7 protein-coding genes are annotated in these 11,294 nt (G+C 70.9%); 3 read left to right on the top strand and 4 right to left on the bottom strand.

The genetic code is table 11. The annotated features are described in order from the left end of the window. Positions 1-84: 84 nt before the first annotated feature. Entirely contained in the window at positions 85-2,865 is a 2,781-nt protein-coding gene (locus tag AB0N06_RS28095; RefSeq protein ID WP_366137475.1) for a LuxR family transcriptional regulator, read from the top strand. Between the two features lie 168 nt (positions 2,866-3,033). On the opposite strand, the gene AB0N06_RS28100 is transcribed toward AB0N06_RS28095, so the two are convergent. Next, the gene (locus AB0N06_RS28100; RefSeq protein WP_366137476.1) at positions 3,034-3,882 is read right to left on the bottom strand and encodes an alpha/beta hydrolase; all 849 of its coding nucleotides are present in this window, start codon (positions 3,880-3,882) and stop codon (positions 3,034-3,036) included. A 288-nt stretch (positions 3,883-4,170) separates the two neighbouring features. On the opposite strand from AB0N06_RS28100, the gene AB0N06_RS28105 reads away from it, so the two are divergent. Then, entirely contained in the window at positions 4,171-6,975 is a 2,805-nt protein-coding gene (locus AB0N06_RS28105; RefSeq protein ID WP_366137477.1) for an AAA family ATPase, read from the top strand. 357 nt (positions 6,976-7,332) lie between these two features. Then, complete coding sequence (locus tag AB0N06_RS28110; protein WP_366137478.1) at positions 7,333-8,691, top strand: epoxide hydrolase; 1,359 nt, start codon at positions 7,333-7,335, stop codon at positions 8,689-8,691. Positions 8,692-8,846: 155 nt separating this feature from the next. Here AB0N06_RS28110 and AB0N06_RS28115 read toward each other — a convergent pair whose 3' ends face one another. The 3 genes from AB0N06_RS28115 to AB0N06_RS28125 all read right to left on the bottom strand — a co-directional run bounded on the left by AB0N06_RS28115 (position 8,847) and on the right by AB0N06_RS28125 (position 11,285). After that, positions 8,847-9,461 carry a VOC family protein gene (locus AB0N06_RS28115; protein ID WP_366137479.1) on the bottom strand — a complete coding sequence of 205 codons (615 nt, stop codon included), beginning with the start codon at positions 9,459-9,461 and terminating at the stop codon, positions 8,847-8,849. Between the two features lie 101 nt (positions 9,462-9,562). Further along, on the bottom strand, positions 9,563-10,054 hold the full coding sequence (locus tag AB0N06_RS28120) for a helix-turn-helix transcriptional regulator (protein ID WP_366137480.1): 492 nt from the start codon (positions 10,052-10,054) through the stop codon (positions 9,563-9,565). Positions 10,055-10,526: 472 nt separating this feature from the next. Beyond that, positions 10,527-11,285 carry an SDR family oxidoreductase gene (locus tag AB0N06_RS28125; protein ID WP_366137481.1) on the bottom strand — a complete coding sequence of 253 codons (759 nt, stop codon included), beginning with the start codon at positions 11,283-11,285 and terminating at the stop codon, positions 10,527-10,529. Positions 11,286-11,294: the final 9 nt, after the last annotated feature.

The raw sequence follows: 11,294 nt of genomic DNA on the forward strand, positions 1-11,294 counted from the left end.
GATACGGATCGTGGCCCCGGCCCGGCTTCCGCTGGGAACGGGGCCCTGTCCAGAAGAGAACGTGGCCCGAAAGATGAGGAGTGCATGACCGAGTGGAACGACCGGCGCCGACTGCTGGTGCGGGGCGGGCGAACGGCGTTGATAGGCCGTCAGGCTGAGCGCGACAACCTGGGGGGGCTAATCGCCGCGGTACGGTCCGGCCAGGGGCGGGCACTGGTGGTGCGCGGCGAGGCGGGGGTGGGGAAGACCGCGTTGCTGGAGCACCTCGTCGAGACGGCGTCCGGCTTCCAGACACTGCGGGTGGTCGGCGTGCAGTCCGAGATGGAGCTCGCGTTCGCGGGGCTGCACCAGCTGTGTGTGTCTCTGCTCGGCGGGGTCGATGCACTGCCCCCGCCGCAGCGGTCCGCGCTGCGGACTGCGTTCGGGCTCAGTGAGGGGCCGCCGCCGGACCGGTTCCTGGTCGGGCTGGCAGTCCTGTCCCTGCTGTCGGAGGCGGCCGGCGACCGTCATCTGCTGTGCGTGGTCGACGACCAGCACTGGCTGGACGAGGCGTCGGCGCAGGCGCTGGGCTTCGTGGCGCGGCGGCTGGCTGCCGATTCCGTGGGGCTGGTGTTCGGCACCCGGATGTCCGGTCCGGAGTTGGAGGGCCTGCCGGAACTGCCGGTCGTGGGGCTGCCGGACATCGAGGCGCGACAGTTGCTGGACGCGACGCTCCCCGGCCCGGTGGACGAACGGGTACGCAACCAGATCGTGGCCGAGAGCAGAGGGAATCCACTGGCACTGCTGGAGCTGCCGCACAGCCTGACCCCGGAGGAAATGGCCGGCGGCTTCGGGCTGGCCAGCGCCAGCACGGTGCCCGAGCGGATCGAGAAGAGCTTCGGCCGACAGTTGCGGGGCCTGCCCGCTGACACCCGCCGCCTACTCCAGCTCGCGGCTTCCGATCCCCTGGGGGACGCACCCCTCACGTTCCGAGCGGCCGCGTATGTGGGCATCCCGCAGCAGGCTGCCGCGGCGGCCGTCAAGGCCGGCCTGGCGGACTTCGGCGTCCGGATCCGGTTCCGGCATCCGCTGCTGCGCTCGACCGTCTACCGTTCCATTTCGGCGGACGACCGTCCGGTGCTCCATGACGCGTTGGTGCGGGCCATGGGGTCGGCGGCGGATCCCGAGCGTCGGGCCTGGCACCGGGCGCAAGCCGCGGACGGACCCGATGAAGAGATCGCGATGGAACTGGAACGCTCGGCCGATCACGCCCGCGCCCGAGGTGGCCTGGCGGCGGCCGCGGCCTTCTGGCACAAAGCGGTGCTGCTCAGCGAGAACCCGGTACAGCGGGCCGACCGGATCCTGTCCGCCGCGCAGACCAATCTCGAGGCCGGCGCGTTCAAGACCGCTCTGGGCCTGCTGGCAAACGCCGAGGCCGGGCCGCTGGACGAGATACGGAGCGCTCGCGTCGACCTCCTGCGCGGGCACATCAGCTTCGCCTCCGGGATGGGGCCGGAAGCTCCGCGGCTGCTCCTGAACGCGGCTCGGCGGCTCCAGCCGTTGGATCGTGATCTAGCCCGTGACACGTTCCTGACCGCGTGGATGGCGGCCGTCTTCTCCGCCGGGCGAACCGTCGGCACGGATCTGGCGGAAATCTCACGCAGCGCGCGGGAGATGCTGGAGCCGACCGATCCTGCCACGACCGCCGATCAGGTCCTGGACGCCCTCACGCTGCTCGTCACCGACGGGCCCGCGGTGGCGGCGCCGAGCCTTCGCGCGGTGAACGACGCCTTCACGGGTCCGGGAATCGGCCCGGCCGAGGAACTAGCCCTGGGCTGGTTCGCGCAAGGCGCTGCCAGCGCGCTGTTCGACCTTCGCGCCTGGCGCGAGATGCTGGTACGCCAGGTGCAGGTCGCGCGCGAGGCCGGCGCCCTGGACCGGCTGCCGATTCTGCTGGGCTCGCTCGGCGCGGTGACCGCCTGGCAGGGCGACTTCGCCACCGCTGCCGGACTGCTCGTCGAGTCCGACGCGGTATGCCAGGCCACCGGAACCCAGATCGCCCCGTTCATCGCGATGATGCTTGCCGCCCAGCAGGGCGATCCGGACGAGGGCCTGCCGCTGATCGAGGCCGTCGCCGAGCAGTGCCGGGCGGTGGGGCAGGGGGTCGCGGAAGCGTGGGCCAACTGGAACGGCGCGATTCTGAACAACGGCCTTGGCCGCCACGACCGCGCCTTCGAACTCGCTACTGCCGCCGCCCAGGAATCGCCGGGAATGTATCCGTCTCTGTTCACTCTGTCAGAACTCGTCGAAGCGGCGGTGCGGATCGGAGCGCCGGAAGCCGCCCACGCCGCCCTGACCACGCTCGCTCGGTCGACGCAGGCCGGTGCCACGGACTTCGGCCTGGGGCTGGAGGACCGCTGCCGGGCGCTGCTGGCTTCCGGTCCGGATGCCGAGCATCTGTATCTCAGGGCTCTTGAGCGCATGGGCCGCACCGAGACACGGACCGAGTTGGCCCGGACCCATCTGCTGTACGGGGAATGGCTGAGCCGCGAGGGCCGCCGCATCGACGCCCGAACCCAGCTCCGCGTGGCCCAGGGCCTGATGTCCACGCTGGGCATGGCCGCTTTCGCCGAACGCGCCCGTCGCGAGTTGCTCGCGCTCGGTGATCGCGCCCGGCCCCGGCCCAAGCCGGCTGCCGATGTCCTCACCGGCCAGGAAGCCCTCATCGCCCGTCTGGCCGCCGACGGCCGGACGAACCCCGAGATCGCTGCCCAACTGTTCATCAGTGCTCGTACTGTGGAATGGCACTTGCACAAGGTCTACATGAAGCTCGGCATCAATTCACGCCGCGAAGTGGCCTCGGCCATCGCCGGCCAAAGAACCTGACCGGAACTTTCCAGGGCGACATACCCTGCATAGAGTGCGTCCCTGAGGGATCATCAGCTGATTGAGCAGTTACTGGGCCATGCCCCTTTCCAAGGACAGTGACGGCATGGCGTCAGGATTGCCTCTCTCGGCCCGCCCGTTTCGGTGGTCGCGCTGCCAGGCGGCTCCTCAGTCCCCGATGAAGTCCAGCAGTTCCCGGTTGACCCGGTCGTCGTGCGTCCAGTGCAGGGCATGCGGCGCGCCGACGATCTCGATGTGGTCAGCCTTGGGCAGCAGCGTGCGCAGGTGACAGCCGGTGGCCCCGATGGGCAGGACGCGGTCTCGGTCCCCCTGCATCACCAGGACCGGCACGTCGATCGCGGCGAGGTCGGACCGGAAGTCAGTGATCCAGGTCGGAATCATCGCCGTGCAGGCTCGAGGCGACAGCTCGGCCGCCAGACGCTTCCAGGTGGCGACGTCCGCTGCATCCGTGACGGGCAGCTCCCCGCCGGGGCTGTCACCGGCGTCGAACATGGCGTCCACGAACTCAGAGAGATACCCGGCGTGGTCACGGCGGGCCCGTGCCATCAGCGCGTCGAACTCCGCCAGGTCGAGGCCGTCCGGCGTCTGTTCGGTGCGCAGCAGGTACGGCGGCAGCGGTGCCAGCAGCACCGCCCGTGCCACCCGGGCCGAACCGTAGGTGCCCAGATAGCGCACGATCTCGCCGGTCCCCATCGCGTGCCCGACCAGGACCACGTCGACGAGGTCCAGCCCGGTGAGCAGCGCGTCCAAATCTGCCGCGAAGACGTCGAAGCCGACATCGAAGCCATCGACGGCGGCCGGCGAGCGTCCGAAGCCGCGACGGTCGTAGGTGACGACGCGCCGGCCGGCCGCGAGCAACGGGCCGCTCTGCTTGGCCCAGGACCGTGCATCGAGGGGATACCCATGGATCAGGACGACCGGCGGGCCGTCCCCGTGGTCCTCGACGTAGAACTCGGCTGCGCCGGCGTAGCGATGCTCGGCGGTGATGTAGGTCACGGTGGTCCCTCGGGGGCTGGTGGGCGTGGCTTTCGAGGCACTCGGATCACTCCGTCTCAGACTTCCCGCAGCGGCCGCCGCGCACATCGGTCATCCGACTGCGACCGCTGGCATCGCGCCGTCGCCGCGCCGACACCGGGGCGCCCCGCACCTGGGACCAGGGGGTGGGCAAGGGGGGTCACGGGCGATTCCCGCGCCGGTACCGGGCACGCTGAGCAGCGGCGGGGAACGGACGAGAGTGAATGGTGGGGGATGGACGGACAGCAGACAGCAGGTGTCCGGTCGCACATGGTAGGGCGGACGCAGGACATTCACTGGATCTGCGAGTTCTTCGCTTCCGACCCCGGTCGAGGTCTGCACGTGATCGGGGAGGCCGGGGTGGGCAAGACCACCCTGCTGCACGCGGTCGCCGACGCGATGGGCGAGTCCGGCGCGCGGGTGCTGCGGGCCGGCGGCATCGAGTTCGAGGCCGACGTCGCCTTCGCCGGACTGCACCAGCTCCTCAGCCCGATCCTGGACCGGATCGGCGAGATGCCCCGCGAGTACCGGCTGGCCCTGGAGGTGGCCCTCGGATTCGGGACCGGCCCGGCGCCGGACCGGCTGATGGTCGTCAACGCCGTGCTCGCGCTGCTGCGGCCGGCGGCGGGGGAGACCCTACTGCTGGTCGTGGACGACCTGCCGTGGCTGGACCGGGCCAGCGCCGTGCTGCTGGGATTCGTGGCGCGGCGGCTGTCCGACACCCGGATCGGGTTCCTCGCCGCGTCCCGGGCCGGGGTGTCCAGCGTGTTCGAGGGCGGCGGACTGCAGGAATTCGAGCTGGCACCGCTGGACGACGACTCGGCGCGGCTGCTGCTCGCGGCACGCCACCCCGGGCTGGCCGACCGGGTCCGGGCCCGGGTCGTCGCCGAGGCCCAGGGCAACCCGCTGGCGCTGTTGGAGCTGCCGGGGCAACTGTCCGGCCCGCAGCAGGCAGCCCGCGAGGAGCTGCCCACCGTGCTGTCGCTCGGCGAGCGCACCCGCAGGCTGTATGTCGCCCGCATCTCGGCCCTGTCCGCCCCCGGCCGTCGCCTGCTGTTGCTGGCCGCCCTGGCCGACACCGGGGATCTCGGAGTGCTGCGGTCCGCGGCCGAGCTGATGGAGCACCACTCCGGCCAGGGGGGTCCCGATCCGGGGAGCGCCACGGAGCGGGCGGCGGAGGCGCTGGCCGGTCTGGCCGCGGCCGAACAGGACCGGCTGATCCGCATCGACACCGCAACACGGCGACTGGTCTTCCAGCATCCGCTGATCCGCTCGACGGTGGTCGACACGGCCACGCACACCCACCGCCGGGCGGCGCATCTGGCGCTCGCCGCGGCATTGGCGCACCGGCCCGAGGTCCAGGCCTGGCATCTCGCGGAGGCCGCCATCGAACCGGACGAGACCGTCGCCGCGCTGCTGCAGGAGGCAGCTCACGCCGTGCTGCGCCGCGGCGACCCGGTCGGCGCGGTGTCCGGGCTCATCAGAGCCGCCGACCTGAGCCCCGACCCGTGCGACCGCAGCCGCCGACTGGCCGAGGCCGCCTACCTCGGCGCCGAGGCCACCGGCGACTTCGCCAGGGCGGCCGAACTGCTCCGGCGCGCGCAGTCCGGATCGGACGGGCCGAACACGGATCTGGACACCAGCGGCTCACTGTACGCGGCGGCGGCTGCCGTGTACGTCCTCATCAACAACGACGCCGACCTCGACACCGTCTATCGCCTGCTGACCGGGGCGATCCTGGCCGCCGGACCCGACTACGACGCCGGCGACCCGGCCCTCATCGACGCGCTGCACGCCCTGCAGCTCGTCTGCTGGTGGAGCGGCCGGGCGGAGCTGTGGGCGCCGTTCCTCGAAACGGTCGCCAAACTGTCCCCGAAGCCGCCGCCGGTCCTCGAACTGGCCGGGCGGACGTTCCCGGACCCGGCTCGGACCGGCCACTCGGCCCTGCCCGACCTTGACGAGGTCCACGCCCTGCTGCGTTCGACGTCGGACCCAACGACCCTGGTCCGCGGCGCCACCGCGACGGTCTACCTGGACCGCGTCGGCGACATCCATGACCGGCTGTGGGAGCTGGTCCGCTCCGGCCGCGACGGCGACGGTCCGATCCGGCGCCATCTGGGCGCCCTGATGCACCTGTGTATGGAGGACTTCATCACCGGAAAGTGGGCGGAGGCACAGGAACTGGTCGATGAGGGAATGCGGCTGTGCGCCGCCGGCTACCCGTTCTTCTCGTGGTATTTCCAGTTCAACCAGGTGCTGTTGCACGGCGCGCGGGGCGAAGCCGACGCCGGCAATGCCCTGGCCGAGGATATGGTGCGCTGGGCCACCCGCCGAGGCGTCGGCTCCGCGGCAGCGTTCGCCCACCAGGCGCGCGCCCTGGTCTGTCTGGGCAGCGGGGACTACGAGGCCGCGTACCGGCATTCCACCGCCCTCACCCCAGCCGGCACGCTGGCCCCGTTCACCGCGCACGCCCCTTGGGGCATGTTCGACCTCGTGGAAGCCGCGGTACGTACCGGCCGCACCGCCGAAGCGGAAGCCCATCTGCGGGTCCTGCGGGAGCTGGAGATCGAGAAGATGTCCAACCGCTACGCGATGCTGATCGCCGGGGCGGCGGGCCTGCGGGCCGAGGACGAGGCGGCGATCGGCCACTTCCGCCGTGCGCTGTCTGTTCCGGGGGCGGACCGCTGGGTCTTCGAGTCCGCGAGGATCCGGCTGGCGCTGGGGGAACGGCTACGGCGTACCGCTGCCAGGGCCGAGGCCCGCGAGCCGCTGACCGCCGCCTTGCACGCGTTCACCCGCCTGGGGGCCAAGCCTTGGAGCGAACGGGCTCGCAAGGAACTGCGGGCTTCTGGGCACGCCACCAGAGGAGCGGGGGTGGGACCGTCGCTCACCGCGCAGGAGATCGAGATCGCCCGCATGGCCGCGACCGGACTGACGAACAAGCAGATCGGCGAGCGCCTCTACCTGTCGCACCGGACGGTGAGCGCGCATCTCTACCAGATCTTCCCGAAGCTCGGCATCACGACTCGTGCGGCCCTACGCGACGCGCTTACCGCGCTGCACAAGGAGGTATGACGCGCGCCATGGCTGTCGGATGACCGTGCTCTCGCGCGCGCTGAAACACGCGCGGTAGGAACAACAACAGCGCAACCGATCCCACCACCGGTTCCAGGGATCGCCTGTGACAGCGATCGAGGATTTCGCGTTCTCGACCGCCGCACGGGCGATCCCTTCTTGCTATCCCGATGAACGTTCCCAGGATTTCGAGAAGTCTCGACGCGAGCCGATAAAGCCAGGGTTCGGACCAGTGAGCTTCACAGGCGAATGAGCGAACACCCGCGACCCATGCTGGCGCTTGGGAGAACATGCGCCTCCCCGCCCTCGCAATGAGAGGGCGCCATCCCTGCCACACGGCAGAAAAGGAGTCTTCCGATGGAAGAAATCGAGAACACCGGCCGGCTCAGCACCGGCCGCCGCCGGTTCCTGGGCCTGGCCGCGGCCGCCGGGGCTGCCGCGGCGGCCGCGCAACTCGTTCTTCCGGGGCGGGCGCCGGCGGCGTCCGGGGCGGAGCCCGCCGCCGGTGCCGCGTTCCTCGGCGCTTCGGCACCGGGCGCCGCCGCCGTCCGCCCGTTCCGTATCAACGTCCGGCAGGAGGACCTCAACGACCTGCGACGGCGCATCAGGTCGACCCGGTGGCCGGACATGGAGACCGTCGCCGATCGGGCCCAGGGGGCGCAGTTGGCCCGGGTGCGGCCGCTGGTCGAGTACTGGGGTTCGGACTACAACTGGCGGCGGGTGGAGAAGCGTCTCAACGCCCTGCCGCAGTTCATCACGAACATCGACGGTGTGGACATCCAGTTCGCGCACATCCGCTCCAAGCACGCCGACGCCATGCCGATGCTGATGACGCACGGGTGGCCGGGCTCGATCATGGAGCTGCTGAAGGTCATCGACCCGCTCACCAACCCCACCGCCCACGGCGGGCGAGCCGAGGACGCGTTCCACCTGGTGCTGCCGACGCTGCCGGGCTACGGATTCTCCGGCAAGCCGACGACCTCCGGCCTGAACCCCGGGCGGGTGGCGGCGGCCTTCCACCAGCTCATGCTCCGTGTCGGCTACCACTCGTACGTATCCCAGGGCGGGGACTGGGGCGCCATCATCTCTGAACAGCTCGCAGTCCAGAGCCCGGCGGGCCTGCTGGGCATCCACATCAACATGCCGGGCACGGTGCAGCCGGACATCCTCCGCCACCTGCGCAACTTCGATCCCGCGCCGGCCTCCCTGACGCCCCGCGAGAAGATCGCCTACGATCGGCTGCTGCACTTCTACCGCGACGGGTTCGGCTACGCCGCCATGATGAACCAGAGCCCACAGACCATCGGCTACGCGCTCGCGGACTCGCCGAGCGCCATGGCCGCCTACTACTACGACAAGATCGCCGAGTGGACCGACAGCGGCGGCGTGCCGGAGAAGGTCCTCAGCTACGACGAGATACTCGACGCCATCTCCTTGTACTGGCTGACGAACACCGGGGCATCCTCGTCGCGGTTCTACTGGGAGGGCTACCAGGCCGGCGGCGGTCCCTTCAACGCCGTACCGATCCCGCGCCTGCCCGTCGCCGTGACGGTGTTCCCCGCCGAGATCTACCGTGCTCCGCGCAGCTGGGCCGAGCAGACCTTCGGCAACATCATCCACTGGAACGAGGTCGACAAGGGCGGGCACTTCGCCGCCTGGGAGCAGCCGCAGATCCTGACGCAGGAGCTCCGGACCGCCTTCAATTCCTTGCGCTGACGCAGAACGCGGGGCGGTCGCCCGAAGACCGCCCCGCCTCTTCGCATGCCCGACACTCTCGTCGGGACCACGCGACCGTGCAGCCGAGAAGGGCGTGCCGACCCTGACCGGCAGGATCGGCACGCCCCGTCTGCGGACCCGCGCAGCGCCCGAGCTCAGCGGCCGGGCAGGCGCGTGGTGATCTCCTGGACGTACCAGGTGTTGCCATCCGGGTCGGCGAAGGACACGAACGAGCCGTAGCTGGCGCGGTCGGCGGCGACACCGGGCACCCGAGCCGTGGTGCCGGCGTGGTGGAACAGGCCGCTGGCGTCGTGGAACACCTCGCTGACGTCCACGCCGCGCGCGACCAGGTCGGCTCGGGCCGCCTCGACGTCGCCGACCACCAGGTGCAGCCCCCGTTCCGAACCGGCTTCGGCGGCGGTGACGCCGGTGCCGAACAGCACCGAGCATGGCGAGCCGGGCGGCGTCAGGTGCACCAGGCGGTACCCCGGCTCGACCTCAAGGTCGACGTCCTCGCGCCAGCCGAGCTTGGTGTAGAAGGTCTTGGTCCGGTCCACATCGCTGACCGGAATCACCACGAGTTCGAGTCTGTAGTCCATGCCGTCCGTTTCTCTCGTTCGGAGTCCTGCCCGCTGGCCCCACCGCTGCTCGTGCGCGACGGCCAGCAGACCGTAGGGCTCGACCACCGCCGAGCCGCCGGCCAACCCGCCGATGTCCACGGTCGCCAGACTTCGCAACCAGTGCCGGAAGGCGCTGCGCCGTCGGGTCATGGATCCACGATCGCCGCCGACCGATCCGCCAAGCGCCAGGGAGGTCCCTGGTCCGGCGCCCTGGATCTGTTCCCGGGGCTCGGCAACGGCCGAACCGCCTCCTACTCGTCCGAGGACGGTGGGAGCCTGCTGGTGAGCTCACGGCCTGAGGAGATGCCGAGCTTGGCGTAGATGCGGCGCAGGTGCCATTCCACGGTGCGGGTGCTGAGGAACAGCTGGGTTCCGATCTCGGGGTTCGTCCGTCCCTCGCGCGCCAGGCGAGCGATCAGCGCCTCCTGCGGGGTCAGGTTCGCGGCGGGCTCGTTCAGCCAAGCCGTGCACGCCGAGGCCGGCGCGGATGGTGTGGGCGAAACGCAGCCGGTCCGCGCCTCCGCCCGGGTCAGCCCGCGGAACAGCTCCAGCAACACCAGAAGGTTCCCGCCGGTCTCGGCGAGGATCTGATCCTGCACCCGCTGATGCAGCGGCTCGGTGAGTGTGGACTCCAACAGGACGCGGGCATCGGGCTCGAAAAGCCCCGCCACCACAAGCCCGGGAAGGCCGTCCAGCTCCGGCAGCGGCGCGAGGGTGGCTAAGACCAGCGCGATCCGGTCCACGCCCAGTCGGCGCGCGACCAATGCCGGCGCGCACCGATGCCTGGTCCAGCCACTGGCAGTCGTCCACCACACCGCAACAGCAGCCCTGGCACACCGTCGATTCGCATCACTCGGCAACCGTGGGCCGAGGCGGCCAGCCAATCCAGCAGCTCGCTCCTCCCCACCCCCGAGTCGCCACGCAGCACGAGGACCTGGCTCTCCTCGCCGCGGACGTCCTTGATCAGCCGCTCCAGCTCGGTACGCTCGCGGTCGCGGTCCAACAACGTCGCGCGTACGTCGCCCGGCAGCATGTCCGCCCTCGCTCTCGCCCGTTGCTCCCGTCGGCCCGGAGGGACCACCGGAGGGCGGCAGCAGAAAGTAGGTGATGGCCTGGGCCCTGACACCGGACAAGGACTCGCCAGTCGCACCCCGGGCCTTGCGGGCGGATGCGGACCGGGTCGGAATCCCCGGTCGGAGCGAGCATCAGCAGCGGTCAGGAGACGAGCTGCTGGCCACCGTCGATGTCGTAGGTCGCGCCGGTGAGGGCGGTGTTGGCCATGAGATGCCCGGCCAGCGCGGCGACGTCCGCCGGCCCGACCACCCGCCCGATGGGCAGCGTGGCCCGCAGTTGGTCGCGCCGGGAGTCCAGGCCGTCCCCGAGCAGCCGCGCCGACAGCGGCGTGTCGACGAACCCCGGGGCTATGAGGTTGACCCGGATCGGCGCGATCTCTACCGCCAGGTTGGCGACGAGGGCGGGCTGCGCGGCGGTGACGGCCGCGAGGATCGACAGTCCCGGGCCGCGGCTGCGTCCGCCGGTACCGCTCAGGAACACCAGAGAGCCACCCGACCGGACCCGGCCGACGGCGTACCGGGCCACGGCGATGGGCAACCACAGGTGCTCGTCGAAGTCCTTGTGCGCCCGGTCGCGGTCGAGTTCTGCCAAAGGCGCGTAGTACGGGCCGCCACCGGTGACGAGCACGTGGTCGATGCGATCCGGCAGGTCACTGAAGAAGCTTTCGAGAGCGGCCGGATCGAGGGCGTCGAAGGCGGCGGTGGACCAAGGCTCCACATCCCGCGCGGCTCGTCCGAGCCGATCCGGGTCGCGGCCGGTCAGCACGACTTCAGCGCCTTCCGCGCGGGCCAGCCGCGCGGTCTCCAGACCGATGCCCGAACTGCCGCCGATCACCACCACGGTCTGTTCGGCGAGGCTGCCACCGCGGGCGGCGGCGCCGGCAACGGATGTATGGGTCATGGCCTGCTC

The organism is Streptomyces sp. NPDC051020, assembly GCF_040683105.1.
In the GTDB taxonomy this organism is placed as follows: Bacteria; Actinomycetota; Actinomycetes; order Streptomycetales; family Streptomycetaceae; genus Streptomyces.